The sequence below is a fragment of the Actinoallomurus liliacearum genome (genome assembly GCF_039542035.1).
GTDB lineage: Bacteria > Actinomycetota > Actinomycetes > Streptosporangiales > Streptosporangiaceae > Actinoallomurus > Actinoallomurus liliacearum.
Window position 1 is genome coordinate 1 of the sequence record NZ_BAABHJ010000031.1, and the last position, 16,577, is coordinate 16,577.

15 protein-coding genes, 1 pseudogene and 1 riboswitch are annotated in these 16,577 nt (G+C 70.6%); of the genes and pseudogenes, 7 read left to right on the forward strand and 9 right to left on the reverse strand.

Annotated features, from left to right (window positions below):
* The first annotated feature begins 1,249 nt into the window (after window positions 1-1,249).
* The gene (locus ABD978_RS34735; RefSeq protein WP_345364190.1) at window positions 1,250-1,705 is read left to right on the forward strand and encodes a GNAT family N-acetyltransferase; all 456 of its coding nucleotides are present in this window, start codon (window positions 1,250-1,252) and stop codon (window positions 1,703-1,705) included.
* A 48-nt stretch (window positions 1,706-1,753) separates the two neighbouring features.
* Here ABD978_RS34735 and ABD978_RS34740 read toward each other — a convergent pair whose 3' ends face one another.
* Window positions 1,754-2,596 carry an SMP-30/gluconolactonase/LRE family protein gene (locus tag ABD978_RS34740; protein ID WP_345364192.1) on the reverse strand — a complete coding sequence of 281 codons (843 nt, stop codon included), beginning with the start codon at window positions 2,594-2,596 and terminating at the stop codon, window positions 1,754-1,756.
* 309 nt (window positions 2,597-2,905) lie between these two features.
* Here ABD978_RS34740 and ABD978_RS34745 point away from each other — a divergent pair, with 309 nt between their 5' ends.
* Window positions 2,906-3,823 (forward strand): IS5 family transposase, encoded by a 918-nt coding sequence (locus tag ABD978_RS34745; RefSeq protein ID WP_345364194.1) that lies wholly within the window; start codon window positions 2,906-2,908, stop codon window positions 3,821-3,823.
* A gap of 357 nt (window positions 3,824-4,180) precedes the next feature.
* On the opposite strand, the gene ABD978_RS34750 is transcribed toward ABD978_RS34745, so the two are convergent.
* Both ABD978_RS34750 and ABD978_RS34755 read right to left on the reverse strand, forming a co-directional pair.
* Window positions 4,181-4,816, reverse strand: coding sequence for a transcriptional regulator (locus ABD978_RS34750; protein ID WP_345364196.1), 636 nt, complete (start codon window positions 4,814-4,816; stop codon window positions 4,181-4,183).
* Window positions 4,813-5,208: a DNA-binding protein gene (locus ABD978_RS34755; RefSeq protein WP_345364198.1), complete on the reverse strand. Its 396-nt coding sequence runs from the start codon at window positions 5,206-5,208 to the stop codon at window positions 4,813-4,815. Before ABD978_RS34755 ends, ABD978_RS34750 begins: the two co-directional genes overlap by 4 nt.
* Before the next feature lie 59 nt (window positions 5,209-5,267).
* Between ABD978_RS34755 and ABD978_RS34760 the strand changes: the two genes are divergently transcribed.
* Window positions 5,268-6,515 carry a PEP/pyruvate-binding domain-containing protein gene (locus ABD978_RS34760; RefSeq protein ID WP_345364200.1) on the forward strand — a complete coding sequence of 416 codons (1,248 nt, stop codon included), beginning with the start codon at window positions 5,268-5,270 and terminating at the stop codon, window positions 6,513-6,515.
* Between the two features lie 132 nt (window positions 6,516-6,647).
* Window positions 6,648-7,262, forward strand: coding sequence for a histidine phosphatase family protein (locus ABD978_RS34765; protein WP_345364202.1), 615 nt, complete (start codon window positions 6,648-6,650; stop codon window positions 7,260-7,262).
* Window positions 7,263-7,329: 67 nt separating this feature from the next.
* On the opposite strand, the gene ABD978_RS34770 is transcribed toward ABD978_RS34765, so the two are convergent.
* Window positions 7,330-7,707 (reverse strand): hypothetical protein, encoded by a 378-nt coding sequence (locus tag ABD978_RS34770; protein WP_345364204.1) that lies wholly within the window; start codon window positions 7,705-7,707, stop codon window positions 7,330-7,332.
* Window positions 7,708-7,867: 160 nt separating this feature from the next.
* Window positions 7,868-7,965: riboswitch (TPP riboswitch) on the forward strand.
* Between the two features lie 60 nt (window positions 7,966-8,025).
* Between ABD978_RS34770 and tenA the strand changes: the two genes are divergently transcribed.
* A complete protein-coding gene (gene tenA / locus ABD978_RS34775) occupies window positions 8,026-8,706 on the forward strand; it encodes a thiaminase II (RefSeq protein WP_345364206.1) in 681 nt (226 codons plus the stop codon).
* A 62-nt stretch (window positions 8,707-8,768) separates the two neighbouring features.
* On the opposite strand, the gene ABD978_RS44085 is transcribed toward tenA, so the two are convergent.
* The 5 genes and pseudogenes from ABD978_RS44085 to ABD978_RS34790 all read right to left on the reverse strand — a co-directional run bounded on the left by ABD978_RS44085 (window position 8,769) and on the right by ABD978_RS34790 (window position 12,128).
* A complete protein-coding gene (locus ABD978_RS44085) occupies window positions 8,769-9,032 on the reverse strand; it encodes a DUF397 domain-containing protein (protein ID WP_425550803.1) in 264 nt (87 codons plus the stop codon).
* Between the two features lie 17 nt (window positions 9,033-9,049).
* A complete protein-coding gene (locus ABD978_RS44090; protein WP_425550801.1) occupies window positions 9,050-9,166 on the reverse strand; it encodes a DUF397 domain-containing protein in 117 nt (38 codons plus the stop codon).
* Between the two features lie 35 nt (window positions 9,167-9,201).
* Window positions 9,202-9,987, reverse strand: a pseudogene (locus ABD978_RS34780) (helix-turn-helix domain-containing protein); the annotation flags it as partial.
* 146 nt (window positions 9,988-10,133) lie between these two features.
* A complete protein-coding gene (locus ABD978_RS34785; protein ID WP_345364210.1) occupies window positions 10,134-10,553 on the reverse strand; it encodes an ATP-binding protein in 420 nt (139 codons plus the stop codon).
* 1,020 nt (window positions 10,554-11,573) lie between these two features.
* Window positions 11,574-12,128 (reverse strand): hypothetical protein, encoded by a 555-nt coding sequence (locus ABD978_RS34790; protein ID WP_345364212.1) that lies wholly within the window; start codon window positions 12,126-12,128, stop codon window positions 11,574-11,576.
* Window positions 12,129-12,357: 229 nt separating this feature from the next.
* Here ABD978_RS34790 and ABD978_RS34795 point away from each other — a divergent pair, with 229 nt between their 5' ends.
* Together ABD978_RS34795 and ABD978_RS34800 are read left to right on the forward strand one after the other, a co-directional pair.
* Complete coding sequence (locus ABD978_RS34795) at window positions 12,358-15,429, forward strand: beta propeller repeat protein (protein WP_345364214.1); 3,072 nt, start codon at window positions 12,358-12,360, stop codon at window positions 15,427-15,429.
* A 64-nt stretch (window positions 15,430-15,493) separates the two neighbouring features.
* Window positions 15,494-16,576, forward strand: coding sequence for a GDSL-type esterase/lipase family protein (locus ABD978_RS34800; RefSeq protein WP_345364216.1), 1,083 nt, complete (start codon window positions 15,494-15,496; stop codon window positions 16,574-16,576).
* Window position 16,577 lies beyond the last annotated feature (1 nt).

A 16,577-nucleotide genomic window follows, 5' to 3' on the forward strand; every position in this document is an offset into this window, starting at 1 on the left:
GATCACCCTGGTCTCCGCACTGTTGTGGATCACCACGTGATCCACCGGACAGACCCTAGGCGGTGCGTCGAGATTCGCATGGGACGTTCACGCTACGGACGCACCGGACGGCCGCGCAGTGCCGCCATCCCCCGCTTGACGCGTACGGCCGGCCCCACCACCGCGACGACGGCGCCCGGCTGGCCCGAACCGGCGCGGCGGCCCCACGCCGCACCGCTTCCGGCAGCTCCGTAAGGGGGGACTCAGGCCGGTTGGCGCGTGCACGCGCCGACCGGCCTTCTCTTGTCATTCGGGGCGGAGATGAGCCTCCCGTGCCCTGGACCGGCCCGTCGCCGGGCCGGTCCGGGGCCATGTGCGAGCCCGCCGCGCGCGTACATGCGTGGGCGTTGCGCCATGCGGCCGTAACCGGGACACAGGAGCCCTTGTACGTCGCCGCCTTGCCTTTCGCTCAGGGCCGCGTACTGCCCGCAGTCTCCGATGGCCGCGCGAATGACGCGCAGGACGCATCCGAGCCACGCGGACGTCGAAGAAGCGTGCGGACCCGCGCGCCGGGTTCATGTCCCATTCCTGCGCGAACTCGCCAGGCGCTGACCGGGTGGCCGTGGGCGTCGATCCGGTCCGGCGCCGGCCACGGGTCGCTGGTCAGGCATTCGAACATCGCGAGCGCGGTGTCGTTGCGGAAGGTCGGACCTCCCAGATCCGGATCATCCGGTGATTCGAGCAATTCCTGCCGCCGTCGCCGGTGAGAACGACGATGGTCTTCCAGGCGGTGTCGTACGTGTCACGGAGGGCCGCCTCCACGGCGCGCCGTTCGGCCTTAGAGGTGAACGAGTACAGCCCTTCGCCGTTCAGGACCGTACGCACAGCGGTCGCGCGACCTACTCGGAACAGCCGGCTCGCCGTAAGGCCGTCGGCGCCGCGCGCCAAGGCCTCGGCGACCAGCCTCTCTCGCCGTGGACGGCAGGACCGTCCAGCGGTGGGGTCGCTCACTTACTGTTGCGTTATTCGTCATCACGAGACAACTCGTCGTCTTGTCTGTCGTCCTTCACACCCCTTGGCCGCAGTGGTCACTGTCCCGGCCCGATGTCGCGCGGCAACAGGCCGGCTCCCGGTTTCCCCGCGACGACGGAACTGGTCTCGCGCTTTCGTACGCGAGTGGCCGTGTTCCCGCCCTACGCCCGGTCCGTACGCTCGGGGGCCGAAGCCGGCCGTCGCCCGGCCACGCCGCATCAGATCGCGCAGGAGACCGATGATCAGCGTCCGCAGGCTCGTTCCGCCCGACAGGGCCTCCTGGGAGGAACTGTTTCGCGGCTACGTCGCCTTCTACGAGCGGGTCGAACCCGACGAGATGTACGAGCGGGCGTGGCGCGAGTTCCAGGCGGACACCCGCATGCACGCCCTCGGCGCGGAGCTCGACGGCCGGCTCGTCGGGATCGTGCACTTCCTCACGCACGCCAGCACCTCCATGCCGGACGCCGACGTCTGCTACCTGCAGGATCTCTTCACCGCTCCGGACGTACGGGGCAAGGGCGTCGGCCGCGCCCTGATCACGGCGGTCACCGACTGGGGGAAGGCCCACGACTGCGCCCGGGTCTACTGGCACACCCAGGAGTCGAACGCCACCGCCCGGCGGCTGTACGACACGATGGCCGAGCACCGCGGTTTCATCCGCTACCAGGTCGACCTGACGCGCCGGTCCGGTTGACGTTCGGCGTGAGAACGGGGTCGGAGCGGGGCGGGACTCGCCGCCGGGTCAGGGCCGGCCCGCGCCCGGGACCGTCACCAACGTCGCGAGCACCTGCCCGCTGCCACGGGGTACCGGCGTCGGCCAGCCCGGCCACTCGGCGGCGGCGATGAACAGCGTGCGCCGGTCCGGGCCCCCGAGCGCGCACGCGAACGCACCGCGGTCGAGGTCGACCGTCCCGAGGATCTCGCCGCCCTCCCGGATCCGAACGCAGCGCCTGCCCGGGACCGTCGCGTACCAGACGGCGCCTTCGGCGTCGACGCAGATGCCGTCGGGCGCCTCGCCGCGCAGGTCCGCCCACAGCCGTCCCGCCGAGAGGCTCCCGTCCGGCCGGATGTCGAAGCCGACGAGCGACGTGCCGTACGAGTCGGCCACGATCAAGGTCGAGTCGTCCTCGGTGACGGCCATGCCGTTGGGGAACTCGATGCCGTCGGCCACCTTCCGGGCCGATCCGTCCGGTCTGACGAGCGTGATGTCACCGGGCCTGGGGTCCTCGCCCGTGGACATGTCGAACCCGATCCGGTTGACGTAGGCATTGCCGCGACCGTCGATGACGATGTCGTTCCAGCCGTGGCCGAACCCGCCGAGGTCCGCGTGGTCCGCGAGCGTTCCGTCGGCGTCCAGGCGCAACAGCCGGGCCTCGGCCGAATCGAGGATGAACAGCCGGCCGTCGGGTGACCAGGCCGTGCAGAGCGGCAGTGAAGCGACCCTCGCGACGACCTCGTGGCCGCCGTCCAGGTCGACCGCGATGACCTCGCCGGCGGTCCAGTCGGACACGTAGAGGCGGTCCTCGTGCCATCGAGGCGACTCGACCAGCCCCAGGCCGGTGAGCAGGGTTCGCAGTTCAGGCATGACAGTCCCTTCCATCGGTGAAACACCACCCGTATGGACAGGGTCCGGCGTGAGAAGTCATCGCCCGGTGTGCCGCTCACCCGAAATCCGGCACCGGGGTCCGTGCGCTCGCGCCGCGGTCGAGAATGTCCCGGGGAGGGCTGCGCGGCCGCCGGCCACGCGCCCCCACCGGGACACCGATTCGCTGCCCGCTAGGGCCTGTCTCGAAGTGCGGCTTGTGTCCGGATGACGGCGTGTCGTGATCGATAAGTAGCGAGGCCTCCGGTAGTTGGGTTCATCGACCAAGAAGAACTGAACACCGGAGGCCTCGTGGCCACCCTAGCGGTGACGAGGCGGTTCGACCTGACCGATGTGCAATGGGCGCGGCTGGAACCCCTGCTGCCCGTGCCCGCCCGGCCAGGCCGGCCGTCGAAGTGGACGAAACGCCAGCTCATCGACGGGATCCGCTGGCGGGTCCGCGTCGGGGCGCCCTGGCGGGATGTCCCAGAGTGTTACGGCTCCTGGCAAGCGGTCTATGGATTGTTCCGCCGCTGGCAGCGGGCGGGCATCTGGCAACAGATCCTCACCGGGCTCCAAGCACGAGCTGATGCGACCGGCTTGATCACCTGGGATGTCAGCGTGGACTCCACGATCACCCGGGCCCACCAGCACGCCGCCGGGGCCCGCACCCGCCCCGATCAGCAGACCGAGCCTCCCGGCGGTGGCCTGGCCGACGAGCCGGCAGATCACGCGCTGGGCCGCTCACGCGGCGGGTTGACCACCAAGCTGCACCTGAGCTGTGAGCAAGGCCAAAAGCCGATGTCGATCGTGGTGACCGGCGGCCAGCGCGGGGACAGTCCGCAGTTCGTCGGAGTCCTGGCCGCCATCAGCGTGCCCCGGCTGGGCAGGGGCCGGCCCCGGACCAGGCCGGACCGGGTCCTGGCCGACAAGGCCTACACCTCCCGCGCCAACCGCGCTCACCTGCGCCGACGCGGGATCAAAGCCACGATCCCCAGCAAGGCCGACCAGGACGCCGCCCGGCGCCGCAAAGGGTCCAAGGGCGGCCGGCCACCCGCCTTCGATCTGGTCTTGTACCGGCAGCGTCACGCGGTCGAGTGCGGAATCAACCGGCTCAAACGCAACCGGGCCGTCGCGACCAGATACGACAAGCTCGCCGTCCGCTACCAGGCCACCATCCACATCACCGCCATCAACGAATGGCTCCACTCACTTCGAGACAGGCCCTAGCGCGGGCCGTTGCCTGGAGGGGTCCTAGCCCTGCTCACCCTGGGACGGAGAACCCGAAGCCGGACGCGACACGCCATCGCTCGTGAACTCCCAGTCCGGGTGAGTCCGTCGGAGCCGACCCTCTATGGCCCTCCTGAGAGAACGGTGTCGGACCGCCTCGGGGGTGACGGGGACCCCACCCTGAGTGCGCCGCGGGGGCGTACCGGATGCTCGGAGAAGGTCCGCCTGTGGTGCCGGTATGGACGCTTTGCCCTTTCCGTGGAACGCGGTCACCGAGCATTCGGTACGCCTCAGAGCCTCGGGTGGCAGGTCCCGGTGCACTGCCGAATCGAGGATGCGGGGCAGGGGAGGCCGGGGTCAGGGTTCCGCGTGACGGTCGAGACCGAGCGTGGCGATGAGGTCCTCGTGGAGCTCGAACCAGACCCGATGGCAGGAGTCGACGTCGGTGCGATCGACCCAGTCGCCCTCCCCGCCCTGGGCGCGCGCCAGGGCCGCGGTGAATCGTTCGTCGTATCCGCGGAACCGCGTGAGGACGCCCTCGAGCCGGTCCGCGAGTGGCGTGAGTGCGCGGTCGATGCCCGCGAGTTCGGAGAGGACTCCGGCGTCCCAGGCGGGATCGGAGTGGTCGTTGACGGCGAGCCGATCGCCGGCGGCGGGCCGGAGTTGCCAGTCGGTGCAGGCCTGTAGCAGGAGGGCGTTCAGCGGGAGGAACTCGCGGTAGACGTCACGGACCTCCTCGGCGCCGCCGACGCGTGCGAGTTCGGCCGCGAGCCGGCGCTCGTTCTCGGCTCGGCCCGCTTCGGTCAACGACCAACCTCCGGCGCCGGCGAAGGCGGTGTGCTCGACCCAGCCACGTGCCTGGGCGTCGAGCAGCGTCTCTTTCGTCTCGGCCGCGTCGAGCCCGTACCGATGAGCGACAACGGGGGTGTCCGCGAACCCGGTGATGCGCACGGCGTGCAGGACCAGGAGGCCGAGTGGAGAGTCCCGCGTCATGAGCCGGCGTCCTGTCGTGCCGCCAGGCGGGTGTACCGCTGCTGGCACGCCTGCGGGGAGTTGAACCCCATCGCGTCCGCCATCTGCGTCCAGGTCAATCCCGCACTCCGGGCCATGAACAGCAGGGCGGATTCGAGTCCTTCGACCTCCGCGCGTGCGGCGGGCAGGAGGGCGAGCGCGCTCAGGATGTCCTCCGGGTCCAGGTCGGCGCAGCGCCAGACGGCGAACTGCACGAGGTCGACCGCCGACGGCGGGGCCGGCGATGGTCGCCACGGACGGGCGTCGAGCGCATCGGCGCCCAGGTCCAGTAGACGCTCACGCGCGTCCTGCTCACGCTGGGCCTGAAGGTGGTCGGCATGCGCGCCGTGAGCGATGTCCTGCTTGCGTGGCATGCGACCGATGATGCACACTCAACAAAACGTTGTCAACGATCTGTTGAAGGGCGGGATCGGTGCTCGTACCCCTCCTGGAGGCCGCCGCCGATACCTGCGGAGGCAAGGCCGGGGCACTTGGCGCGCTGCTCCGCGCGGGTCTACCGGTTCCTGACGGCTTCGTCGTCTCGTTCGCCGCTTACCTGGCCACTATCGGCGATCTGGGCCTCGGGCGGTTCACCGGCGAGCCGGACGAGCTTGACGCGGCGCGGCAGGCGATCCAGGCCCGCCCACTCCACGCGACCCTGGTCGACGCGCTGGGACGCGCACTCGACGAGCTCGGCGACCCGCCCGTGGCGGTGAGATCATCGGCGGCGAACGAAGACACCGGTCAGGCGTCGGCGGCCGGTCAGTACGAGACTTTTCTCGCCGTGCGCGGAGTCGGCGAAGTCGCCGATGCCGTACGTGCCTGCTGGGCCTCGCTGTTGTCTCCACGTGCCCTCGGTTACCGGGGCGCCTCCGGCCGCGACGGCCGGCCGTCCGACGACCTCCTGATGGCCGTCATCCTCCAGCGCCATCTGGACGCCGAGGTGTCCGGGGTCATGTTCACCCCCGCGGGACCGAACGACGCGACCGAGATCGAGGCGTCTTGGGGCCTCGGCCCCAGCGTCGTCGGGGGCACCGTCACCCCTGACGCCTATCGCGTCGCCGAGGACGGGTCGATCACACGCACCGTCGCGGACAAACGGACCCGCCTCGACCGGCGCGGTACGCGGCTCGTCGTTCGCGACGTGCCCATCCGTGTCCGGCACCGACCCGCGCTCGACGACGCGACCGCCACGCACCTCGCCGCGTTGGGCAAGGAGATCGCCGCCGTACTCGGCGGACCGCAGGACATCGAGTGGGCGATCGTCGACGGCCGCGCCTGGATTCTGCAAGCGCGGCCGGTCACCGCCGCGCCCCCACCGCCACCATCGCCTTCCGGCACCTCGGACACCCCACCTGCCACCCTCAACGGAATACCGGGCAGCCACGGGACCGTGACCGGCACCGCGAGGATCGTCCGCGGTCCCGGCGATTTCGCGCGCGTGCAGCCGGGCGACATCCTTGTCTGCCCCTTCACCGACCCCGCGTGGACGCCGCTGCTGCGCATCGCCGCCGGCGTCGTCACCGAGACCGGAGGCGCGCTCTCCCACGCCGCGATCGTCGCTCGCGAGCACGCCATCCCCGCCGTCCTCGGCATCCCGAACGCAACGGCCAGGCTCCGCGACGACGCCGTCATCACCATCGACGGGACCGCCGGCACCGTCACGGGGACGAACGCGTGACCGATCGCTTCCGCCCCCGGCCGGGAGCCATCGCCAGGCGTCGCACCTCGCCTACATAGCCGCCGAACCCACCCCTACAGATCGAGAGGAGATGGGAACGGGCCCGCACGGGCACCGCGTCCCTGACCACGGATGACAACGCGACACCTCTACCTGGCACGCCACGGCGCGGCCGACGCGTTCGGGGAGCTCACCGACGTCGGGCGCCGGCAGGCGGGCCTGCTGGGCGAACGGCTCGCCGGCGTACCGGTCGACGCCGTGTGGCACTCTCCGCTGCCACGCGCCGTGGCAAGCGCGCACGAACTCGCGCGGCATCTACCGAACGTGCCCGTGACCGAGGCCGCCGAACTCGTCGACCACGTGCCCTACGTCCCCAGTGCCGCCGAAACACCCCCGTCCTGGGCCGGCTTCTTCGACGGCTACGACGACACCGAGGCAGCGTCGGGCCAGAGGCTTGCCGAGGCCCTGGTCGCCCGATTCGCGAAGGTCCCCGACACGACCGCGAAAAGGAGCCGGACCGACACGCACGAGGTCCTGGTGACGCACGCCTACCCGATCGCGTGGCTGGTGCGGCACGCGCTGGAGGCGCCGCCATCACGGTGGCTCGGACTGAACAGCGCCAACACCGCACTGACGGTCATCGAGTACCGCGATGGCCTGCCGCCCACGATCGTGATGTTCAACGACATGAGCCACCTCCCGGCCGACCTGCGCTGGACCGGGTTCCCCGAACGCGTCAGGCCGTAAGTGGCTCTCGTCGAGCATCCCGACGACGAGCCAGAAGCTGACGCTCAAGCCGCGTCGTTCGCCGTCGTCACTCGATCCAACGGGCAGCGGCCTCGTAGGTGGTGGCCGGGGTGCTGTTGAACGCGATGGCCGCATCGGGCGCGTGCCGCCGCACCAGGTTGATCACCTGCTCGAGGAGTTCGACTTGATCGTCTGAGTGCCGCAGGCCACCGCCGACGGTGACGCACTCCCACGGATGGGCTCGCAGCGCATTCCCGACGACCGCTTCCACGTCGTCACTTCCATCAAGGCCGATCAGGCAGGTCTCGACGCCCACGCCATGTTCGGCGAACTTGGTCAGTCCCGCCTCGATCGCCTTGGCCACCGGCTCGGGATCCCACGGCCCGGGCACCCGATACGGGTCAAACCCGATGACGAGGACGCGGGGTGAAGCAGCGGTGTCCATGCCTGGACGATACGCGTCGAACGACCCGCGAATCAGGAGGTGATGCTCAAGCCTGGTCACACGCCGGCGCGGCAGCCGGCGGAGACTGCCTCGCACCCGCTGGAGGCCCGCCCCGGGCGCCGCCATGAGTGGCAGGTCCCAGGCGATCCTTGTTACGGTCGGCGGTGACGCGGGGTGCCCGGCATGGCCCGGGCTGAGAACACACCCGTCGAACCTGATCTAGCTAGGACTAGCGAAGGGACGTCGCCATGACCGGTTCTCTCCTGGTGCTGTCGAGCGTCCGTGCCGTGCCGTCCGCCAACCGCTGAGGAGATCTCGATGTTCTGCGACGACGTGTGGAAGCGCTCGGCGCGACTGCTCCGCGCGATCCACGAGCACCCGTTCAACACCGCCCTCAGCGATGGCACGCTGGACCGGGAGCGGTTCGCCTTCTACATCGTGCAGGACGCCCGCTACCTGGAGGCGTTCTCCCGGGCGCTCGCGGTCGCCTCGACCCGGGCCACCGACACCGACGACGCCGTCTTCTTCGCCGAGAGCGCGCACGCCGCGCTGGCGGCGGAGCGTACGCTGCACGCCGGGTACATCGAGGAGTTCGGCCTGACCGCCGACGACCTGGCGGGCATCGACACCTCCCCCACCTGCCTCGGCTACGCGTCCTTCCTCCAGGCGACGGCCCTCGCCGACCCGTACCCGGTGCTGGCGGCGGCAGTGCTGCCGTGCTTCTGGGTGTACCAGGACGTCGGGACGGCCCTGCTCGAGAACACCGCGGGCGTCGAGGACCACCCGTACCGCGCCTGGATCGCGACCTACTCCGACCCGGCCTTCGCCGAGTCCACCGAGCGCGCCAAGGACATCACCGACCGCCTGGCCGCGACCACCGACCCGGCGACCCGCGAGGCGATGACCCGCGCCTTCTTCCGCGCCACCGAGTACGAGTGGATGTTCTGGGACAGCGCCTGGCGGCGGGAAACCTGGCCCACCGCCGATTGGCTCAAGTAGACCGGCATAGGCCGAGGCGCGGCCGTACGGTCCCGGTGTCCGTACCGGCCGCGCCGTGTCGCTCAGCGACCGACTTCGCCGGTCGTCTCCTGTGTCAGCGACGCCACCTCGACGCACGCCTCGTCGTTGACCCCGCCGCTAACTGAGCTTTTGCGCCACTGCACCGCCACTCGGTGGCCTCCAATCGCCGTTCGATCAGGATGCGCGAGGCATCTTCGGAGGCTGCCTTCTGCCCGATCCGGTCGAAGTCGAGTTTGAACTGTTCGACCTCGCCGCACATCTCGATCAGCCGACCGCCTCTCGCGGTGTGTTAGCAGTAACCGCACAGATCGCGCGGCGTTGCTCAATGATCGGCTTCGCCGACCGTGAGTCCAGCGGTCTCCCGTGACGTCAGCGACGCCACCTCGACGCACGCCTCGTCGTTGACCCCGGTGCTAACTGAGCTTTTGCGCCACTGCATCGCCACTCGGTGGCCTCCAATCGCCGTTCGATCAGCACACGCGAGGCGTCCTCGGAGGCTGCCTTCTGCCCGATCCGGTCGAAGTCCAGTTTGAACTGTTCGACCTCGCCGCACATCTCGATCAGCCGACCGCCTCTCGCCGCTCCAGCGTAGGCGATATCGCGGGAATCGACAGTGATGACGCGGAACGAGCCGTCCTTACCGATATGGGCACCTGTCGAACGCGGGATGATGCGGATGGAGATGTTCGGCCGCTGCATCAGTTCGAGCAGGTACCGGAGCTGTGCCCGCATGACCTCAACGCCGCCGATGCAGTCGTCCAGAACGTCCTCGTCCAGCAGCGCCCAGACGTAGGGCGGCTCGGGCCGGTCCAGAATCGCGGCCTGCCGTTCCATCCTCGCCTTGAGTGTCTCGCCGAGATCCTTGACTTCGCTGCCGGCCAGCAGCAGGGCTCGCGCGTAGTCCTCGGTCTGAAACGGACCTGGGATGTACTGCCCCTGGTAGATCCTGATCAGTTGGGCGATGGCCTCGTACGCGGTGACGGACTGGGCCCAGTCGGGGTTGTGGCCGTTCTGGGCGTACCAGAGCAGCAGCTCGAAGAGGCCGCCGGTCCGGAAGTGGCGATCGATGATCTTTGCCTGCCTCTCGTCGATCTTTCTCCGTCCCGCCTCGACGTTGGAGACCGTCGACGGCGCGGCGGTGGCGATCTTCCCCCACTGCGCCAGCGAGAGACCGTTCTTCTCGCGCTCCCACCTGAGCAGGTAGGCCAGCATGTGCCAGAGCGAGACCTTCGGGTTGAGCGGAGCCCGGACGACCGACATCGACTCTCCTTGGATATCCAGCGTGAGCGACTACTTGCGGAGAGTAGATACTTCGTTGCCTTAACGCAGCCGATTCCCGAAAACTCGCCCAGACGGGCACTGTGACCCCATACCCAAACCGCTCCAGACTGCTCCATACATCGGGACTACGGCCCTACGCGCGCCCAGACGACCTTTCCGCGGGCCGTCGTCGACCGGTACCAGCCGAGCCGCTGGTCGGACAGCTCGTAGGCCAGCGCGAGTCCCCGGCCGGACTCGCCGCACTCGGTCAGCGGAAGGATCTTGGGGAGGTTGTCCGGGTCGGGATCCCAGACGGCCAGCTCCAGAAGATCCCGGCCGGCCTGGCTGGAGACCCACACGTGCACTTCCTTGCCCTCGTAGAGCCGCACCGCGTTGGTGGCCAGCTCCGTGAGGATGAGCCGTCCAGCGAATCTGACGTTCTCGGAGAGGCCCCAGGAGTCAACGGCTTGATCCACCAGATTACGGACGAGATAAACGTTCTCCGCATAAGCGAACAGCTTAAGATCGAACCTGCGGGGAATCTCGTACAGTCGGGCGATGTCCACGCTCGTCACGTCCTTCGGATCGGCTGCCGAAAGACTGATCCGACACACCGAGACTCGCCACAATTCCGGAAGCCCTGGAAAGGCCGAGCATCTCCGTGGTGACGTCGGACAGGATCGATCCGCGTCCCCCTCTACGGAATCAGCCGACCAGCGACCTGCGATGCCGATGCACTCGTGACGGTATGTCCCAACCACCGATCGGTAGCTCGAAGGCAGATCGACCACGAAGCTTTACGAACAGGCCGGTCGGCGCGTGAGCGCGCCACCGCCACCCCGGACGCCTTCCGCTCTCGGCGCTCTGGATGATTCGGCGGTGTACGCGGGTGAGCCGCATACACAAGCCTCGGGAAACGCCCCCGCTGGCAGCCCGACTTATCGCTCTTTACCGGCATCTGCGCGCCCGAACGTGCCGCGTTGCCCGAGCGTTCCGCACGCCCACGGGGAGCCCCACCCACCAAGGCGGGCGGCATTGGACATTGCGGCCGCCATTGACCGGGGAAATCCGGCTATCCGGACGCCGGACGGGCCACACCGACGGCAATCGGTCAACGGCGACGGCAAAGCGCCGACGGCCAAGGCTTCTCCTGCCTCTCGACGCGTGGCTTATCCCTCGGCGGCTGCGTCGCGGTCGCCGACGAGGACCAGCGCGCCTGACCTGCGGGCGCAGAAGGCTCGGGGAACGACCTCGGAAAGGCCAGGCTTGTCACACCTGCCTCCCGTTGTCGCCTGGGGTGGAGGTAAGCCAGGGCTGCGTAGCGCGCGCAGTCTCCGATCGCCGCACGGCCGATACGCAGTACGCCCTCGAAGAACCGAGCGTCGAAGTAGTGAGCGGACCGGCACCTCGGATCCAGACATTCCGGCAGAGGCTCGCTTCGGGCGAGGCGCCGCACCGGTCGGCCATGGCGTCGATCCGATCCGGCGTCAGCCGCGGGCCGCTGGTCAGGCGTTCGAGCAACGCCTGACCAGCCAGGCGACTCTCGGCGTCCGGGTTCCTGGCGATCACTCTCAGCTATCAACTCGTCAGAGCCGGGTTCGCCAAGGAGACGGCGCGATCGACGCGAGGTCGCGGGCGAATCGGTCGGTGAACTGACGCGCCGACCTACCCGGAGCGGCGATCCCTCTGCAGCCTGCAAGGCCGGCGTCGACCAGTTCCGCCTTCGCGTGCCTGGGCTGTTCGAAGTACAACTCTGCATCCAGGGCATCGTCCATCGGGCAGTGGAAGACCCCGGACGGCCATTTCGGTGCCGCTTCGACATCCTTGGCAATGCGCCGTGCCAGATCGGCGTTCCCCCGTGTTAACTCGGCACGGCATGGATGCTGATTCATGCCAGGCAGCCACACGACGACGATGCCGACGGGGTGGGGATCGACCGCGACCAGACCGCGCACCCGGTCACGACCGGAAGCACGACGCACGGTGCACACCTGCGCGTCGCCCGCCATCCGCACCACCGCCGACGGTGCCGAGGTCGGCGGCACGGCCGTGACCGGATCTCCCTGGCCTGCACCCACAAGCGAACATCCTGTCCCAGCCGATGCGAGCACCACAGCGACGATCACCGGCAGTCTCGGCATGCCTTGGCACCTCTCATTTCAGACGGCGATCCGCTTAGCCGTATCCAGAGTGACACGACACTTTCCGGACCGGCGTGCGCGATTTCACGACTCGACCGGTCGTTGGAGCAGGACACCGGGGACAAACGGGACCGCCATGGCCGCTTTGCCCCGATAAGATCTGGCCACGACGCTCTGCGTGGAGGTCGGGTGGGGGTCGCCTTCGCGGCGATGGACGGAAAGGGTGCGTGTGGCCGGGCAGAAGCCGCCGGACGACGATCCGAACAAAGAGCCTTCGTCCGACGATCAGTGGGCACCTCCTCCCCCGCCGCCCCCGGCCTGGGGGCCGGATCCGGCCCAGCCGCCGCTGCCGCCCTGGGCCGTGCCTCCCGCGCCCCCGTACGGCGCTCCGCCGCCGGGCCTGCCCGGTTCGCCGCCGTACGCGCCACCGCAGCCGCCACAGGAGCCGTACCCCTCGGCGCAGCAACCGCAGGAGCCGTACGCCCCGGCGCAGCCGCCCCCGGGGCCGTACGCACCGCCGCAGGACGAGCCCCTGCACTTCGGCCGGCCTCCTCAGGGCTCCACGCCGGAGGCACCAGCGGAAGAACTCTTGGACTTCGGCCCACCTCCGCCCCAGGACTCCGCGCCGGTGGAGCCGCAGGACGACATACCGCAGCGGCCGCCGGGGACGCAGGAGTGGGAGCCGGCGGGCGATCCATGGCGGATCCCGCCGCAGCCGGTGTGGGACCCGGCCGTCGAGTCCTCCCCCGCCGTGCCCGCGCCGCCCCCGGCTACGTACGGGCCGGGCGGGCAGGAACCGCCTGAGCCGCGATTCCCCGCCTATGGCGCGGGCGAGTCGACCGCGCTGGACCTGCCGCCGTCCGCGATGGTCCCCCGGTCGACCCCACGACCGCCCGGTGCCCCCGAGCACGATCCACGGACGTCCGGCGAGCACCGGTCCGTCACGTTCGATGAGCCGTGGCGTACGGAGACGCCCGGCCGGACGGGTCGTCGGCTACCGCTGCGGCCGATCCTGATCGGCGTCGGAGGCGTGGTGGTCGCCGGGCTGGTCGCCGGCGGCGTGTACGTCCTCACCGGCACGGACAAGGGCTCCGCGCCGAAGACACCGGCGGCCCAGCTCGCGGGCAGGATCTTCGCCGCCGACCCGGCGGCCGGCACGGACGGGCGGGATCAGGAACTGCTCGGGGTCGCGTCGTCGGGTTCGACGGTGGTCGCCATCGGCGGCGAGGCCGACACCGCGGACTACCGGGCCGAGTTCCTCTACTCGACCGACGGCGGGCGCTCCTTCCGCCTCGCCGGGCTGCGTACGACCGACGGCGCCGAGCCCGCGTACGGCGACGTCCCACGGGTGATCGCCGGATCGGGCGGCGGCTGGGTCGCCCTCGGCGGCTCGCACACCGGGACGGCCGTGTGGACGAGCAAGGACGGCAGCACCTGGGTCCGGCAGCCGGACACGTCGGGCGCGTCCTTCGGCCGGGACCGGATCGCCCGGGTCGCGCGGACCGCGAGCGGCTTCGTCGCCATCGGCGAGACCTCGCAGAAGGGCGACTACAGCGACGCGGTGCCGGTCGTCTGGCTCTCCACGGACGGCCGGAACTGGGAGCGGCTGGGCAACGACCAGCTCAAGATGTCACTGTCCGGCGGCCCGCTGTCCCTCGTCGACGTGGCCACCGTGGGGAACACCGCGATCGTCTACGGGTGGACGACCGACGGCAAGGGACGGGTCGTCAAGGACGCCGTGTGGCGGTCCGCCGACGGCGGCCGGAACTGGGAGCCGGTCGACGTCCCGCACCCGAAGGGCACCGCCGGGCCGGGCATCGCCATCGGGGCGACGTCGCACGGCTTCGTCGCCGGCCGGAACGGCAGTTCCAAGTCGGAGCGGTACGGCGTGATCATGACGTCCGCCGACGGTAAGCAGTGGCAGGCCGCCGGGGAGATCCACCTGCCCGGCTACGGCGGTCTGCAGCGGTTCGCCGGATTCGACAATGGCGTGGCCGCCCTCATCGGCGGCGACCGGAAGGTCCTGCTGGCGCGCAGCCCGGACGGACGGGCCTGGCAGAACGCCGGGGAGGTGCCGACGCCGTCGAGCGTCTCGATCCAGGGCATGGCGGTCACGGCGGGCGCGACCATCGTCGCCGGTCGCGAGGCCGACGCCCAGGACGCCGACGCGGTCCTCTCGGTCCGCGACGCCCAAGGGCAGGAGATCGCCGTCGACCCCACCCGGATCGCCGGAGCGGTCCAGCCGGACCAGGCGTTGACGGCGGTCGCGACGGGTTCCCGCCTCAGCGTCGCGGTGGGCAGCACGAACGGTGACGCCGCGGTCTGGACGTCGGCCGACGGCCGGCGCTGGAGCCGGGGACAGGCGACCGGCCAGGCGCTCGCCCGGCCGGGCAGACAGCGCCTCATCAGCGTGGTGTCGGGCAACGCGGGCTGGCTCGCCGTCGGATTCGACACGACGCGCCCGCTGATCGTCGCCTCCGAGGACGGCACGACGTGGCGGGCGGTCGACGGCGGGAAGGCGTTCGAACCCGGGGACGCCGACCACGTCGCCACGTACGCGGCGACGGTCGGGCCGGCCGGCTACGTGATCGTCGGCGAGTACGGCTCCTCGGCGGGAACCTGGCATTCGGCCGATCTCAAGACCTGGGATCGGGGCGCCGGTCCGGACCTCACCGGCGACCAGCAGGCCAATCGCTGGATGCGCGGAGTGGTCGGCGGCTCGTTCGGCTACGTCGCGGTCGGCGGGCTGAACGATCCGGCGGTCAAGGACGGCCCGAGGGGCCGGCCGGCCGCCTGGACGTCGACGGACGGGAAGAAGTGGACGCTGCATCAGGTGCCGCTGCCGTCCGGCGCGCTCGAGGCGTGGTTCGACAAGGTCGCCGCCGTCGGCAACGTGGTCGTCGCCACCGGATCCGCCGCGACGCCCTCCGGCCGGAGGGCGTTCGCGTTCGTCTCACCCGACGGCGGCGCCTCCTGGCAGGAGGTCCGGCTGCCGGCCGCCGGCCCGGACGGTCCGGACTCCAGCGACCGTAACTCGATCGTCACCGCCGCGACCGCGACCCCCCGGGGCTTCGTCGTGACCGGCGCCGGGGGGCGGCTGGGACGCTCGGACGTCGTGCTGTGGACCTCCCGCGACGGGCGCTCGTGGACCGCGCAGACGCCCCAGGGCACCGGCCTGTCCGAGCGGGGTGACCAGTGGCTCACCGGGATGACACCGCTGGGCGGCGACCTGCTCGCCGTCGGGGTCAGCGCCGATCACAAGGGCGAGCAGCCGACACTGTGGCGGAGGCCGTTGCCGTGAGGTTCCCGACGCCGATGCGGGCCGCGCGGTCGTGACCGGCCGCCTCCGGACCGCCGTGGCGGCCGTGGCGAGCGCATGTCTGCTCGTCACGGCGACGGCGTGCGTGGAGGCGAGATCCCGGGCCACGACGGAGCCCCGCCGTCCCGCTCCGGTCGCGACGCCCCGGCCGCCGCTGCGGATCATGCCGCTCGGCGACTCGATCACCGACGGGCTGCAGACGCTCGGCGGTTACCGCACCGACCTGTGGCAGTACCTGACGGCCGATGGCAGGTCGGCCGACTTCGTGGGGTCACGGGCGACCGGCCCCTCGCAGCTCGGCGACCGTAACGAGGAGGGCCATCCGGGGTGGCGGATCCACCAGCTCACCGTGCGCGTACGTGAGTGGCTGCGCGTGTACCGCCCCGACGTCGTCCTCCTGCACATCGGCACGAACGACGTCATCCAGCGCAGTGCGCTGCCGCACGCTCCGGCGCGCCTCGCGGCCCTGGTGGACCTCATCACCGCGACGCTGCCGAACGCCCAGGTGTACGTCGCCACGATCGTCCCGCTGGCCGCCCCGGCCGGCGACCGGCTCGCCCGCCGGTACAACGGGGCGATCCCGGGGATCGTCTCCGCGCGGGCCGCGCAGGGCCGGCACGTCCACCTCGTCGACATGCACGCGGCGCTCACCAAGGCCGACCTGTCCGCCGACGGGATCCACCCGACCGACGGGGGCTACTCCAAGATGGCGGCGCGGTGGTACGCGGCGCTGACCGGCGTCCCGATGACGCGCTGGGAGGCGGAGGCCCCGGCGTACACCACGATCAACGGCGGGGAGCGGCTGACCACGGCACGGGCGTCGGGCGACGGCAAGGCCGGGTACCTCGCCGCCCCGGAGAGCTACCTGGAGTTCGCGCTGCCGCTGCCGAGCGGCGGCCGCTACCGGATGTACGTACGCGCCGCCGACGGCATGGACGCCCCGTGCAGCCAGACGCTCTCGGTCAACGGCCGGCCGCAGGGACGGCTGCTCTACCGCCCGTACGGCTGGGACCAGTGGACCATCAACGCGGTCGACGTGTGGCTGAACGCCGGCCGGAACACGATCCGGTTCACCCCGCAGACCTGTAGCGCGGAGATCGACGCGATCGACCTGGCGCCCGCCCGCTGAC

Excerpts from the sequence above, each read along its gene's own strand:
- ABD978_RS34735 (WP_345364190.1), top strand. The coding sequence starts at position 1,250 with ATGATCAGCGTCCGCAGGCTCGTTCCGCCCGACAGGGCCTCCTGGGAG.
- ABD978_RS34740 (WP_345364192.1), bottom strand. The coding sequence starts at position 2,596 with ATGCCTGAACTGCGAACCCTGCTCACCGGCCTGGGGCTGGTCGAGTCG.
- ABD978_RS34750 (WP_345364196.1), bottom strand. The coding sequence starts at position 4,816 with ATGACGCGGGACTCTCCACTCGGCCTCCTGGTCCTGCACGCCGTGCGC.
- ABD978_RS34755 (WP_345364198.1), bottom strand. The coding sequence starts at position 5,208 with ATGCCACGCAAGCAGGACATCGCTCACGGCGCGCATGCCGACCACCTT.
- ABD978_RS34765 (WP_345364202.1), top strand. The coding sequence starts at position 6,648 with ATGACAACGCGACACCTCTACCTGGCACGCCACGGCGCGGCCGACGCG.
- ABD978_RS34770 (WP_345364204.1), bottom strand. The coding sequence starts at position 7,707 with ATGGACACCGCTGCTTCACCCCGCGTCCTCGTCATCGGGTTTGACCCG.
- tenA (WP_345364206.1), top strand. The coding sequence starts at position 8,026 with ATGTTCTGCGACGACGTGTGGAAGCGCTCGGCGCGACTGCTCCGCGCG.
- ABD978_RS44090 (WP_425550801.1), bottom strand. The coding sequence starts at position 9,166 with ATGCAGTGGCGCAAAAGCTCAGTTAGCACCGGGGTCAACGACGAGGCG.
- ABD978_RS34790 (WP_345364212.1), bottom strand. The coding sequence starts at position 12,128 with ATGCCGAGACTGCCGGTGATCGTCGCTGTGGTGCTCGCATCGGCTGGG.